The sequence below is a fragment of the Candidatus Phytoplasma phoenicium genome (genome assembly GCF_001189415.1).
Taxonomy (GTDB): Bacteria; Bacillota_I; Bacilli_A; order Acholeplasmatales; family Acholeplasmataceae; genus Phytoplasma; species Phytoplasma phoenicium.
The window spans coordinates 1-1,241 of record NZ_JPSQ01000068.1 but is presented as its reverse complement, the minus strand read 5'-3'; the positions used below and the strand labels follow the sequence as shown (position 1 = coordinate 1,241).

Genomic DNA, 1,241 nt, shown 5'->3' with positions numbered 1-1,241 from the left:
AATCACTTTTTATTTCAAAACATTTTGAAACATCAAAATAAAAATTAATTGTTGGAAAATTATTTAAATCCATTATTTTTAATTTATATTCTGAAGAATAAGTCTTAATAACTAAAAATTGATTTTCCATAGAAGCTAATTTGATAATATCGAAATTTATTTTTTTAATAATTTCAATAAAATATTTACCTGAAACTAATAAAGTCCCTTCTTTTTGAATTTTTAAACTCGGTTCTTCTATTTTTATTCTAACCGCAATATTAACATTGCTAACTTCTAAAAACAAAATATCCCCTTTAGCCTCAAGTTTTATTGAATAATAAATAGGGAAAAAAGTTTTTTGTGGAATTATCCTTTGAATTTGAAGTAAATAATGCAAAAAAATTTCTGTTTTGATTTCGAAATTCATAATATAAATAACCTCTTCCTTCGACAATTTATTGATTTTTTTGAGATTTTATTGATTATTAATTTTGGTCAAAAGGAGTTTAATAACTTTTTTTAATTCTTCTTCCTCTTCAATTTTTTTTTTTATTTTTTTAAAAGCTTTTAAAATAGAAGAATATTTACGATCAAACAAAAAACTAATCATTTTAAAAGATAAATTATTCAAAGTTTTTATTAAATAAAAAGTAATATGACGAGGAATTGTATATTTAGAATGTTTTTTTTTACTGATCAAATCCCGAACATTAATATTATAAAATTTACTAACTATATTTTTGATTTTTTCAACATTAGATTCTTCTTCAAAAACATTTTTTTTTGTTTTTAATAAAGGTTTTAAAGAATTCATTGTATTTTGTAAATTAATTTCTAAACCATAAATTTGAGTATAATTTAAAAGTCTTAATAATGCACCTTCCATTTCACGAATATTTTCATCAAAATGAGAAGAAATAAATTCTAAAATTTCTTTTTTAAGTTTGAGATTTTCTCCTTGTAATTCGAATATTTTTTTTTTTAAAATATCTAAACGATGTTTAGAATCGGGTTTTTGAATATCTACTACCAATCCTGCTTTAAAACGATTAGTAAGTCTTTCCATTATATTATATAATTCAGAAATTGGTTTATCACTTGTTACAACTATTTGTTTTTTATTTAAATTTAAATAATCAAAAAGTTTAAAAAATTCTATTTGCGTTCTACGAGCTTCAGACATAATTTGAATATCATCTACTAATAAAACATCAATATTACGATATTTTTGATTAAATTCTTCCATTTTTTCTTTTCTT

At 20.3% G+C, this 1,241-nt stretch carries 1 protein-coding gene and 1 pseudogene; both read right to left on the bottom strand.

What is annotated here, in order from left to right; all coding sequences use genetic code 11:
- Positions 1-409 (bottom strand): annotated as a pseudogene (locus AlmWB_RS01625) (DNA polymerase III subunit beta); the annotation flags it as partial.
- Between the two features lie 48 nt (positions 410-457).
- Positions 458-1,241 (bottom strand): DnaA ATPase domain-containing protein (locus tag AlmWB_RS01620; protein WP_239682432.1); only part of this gene is annotated, 784 nt, incomplete at its 5' end.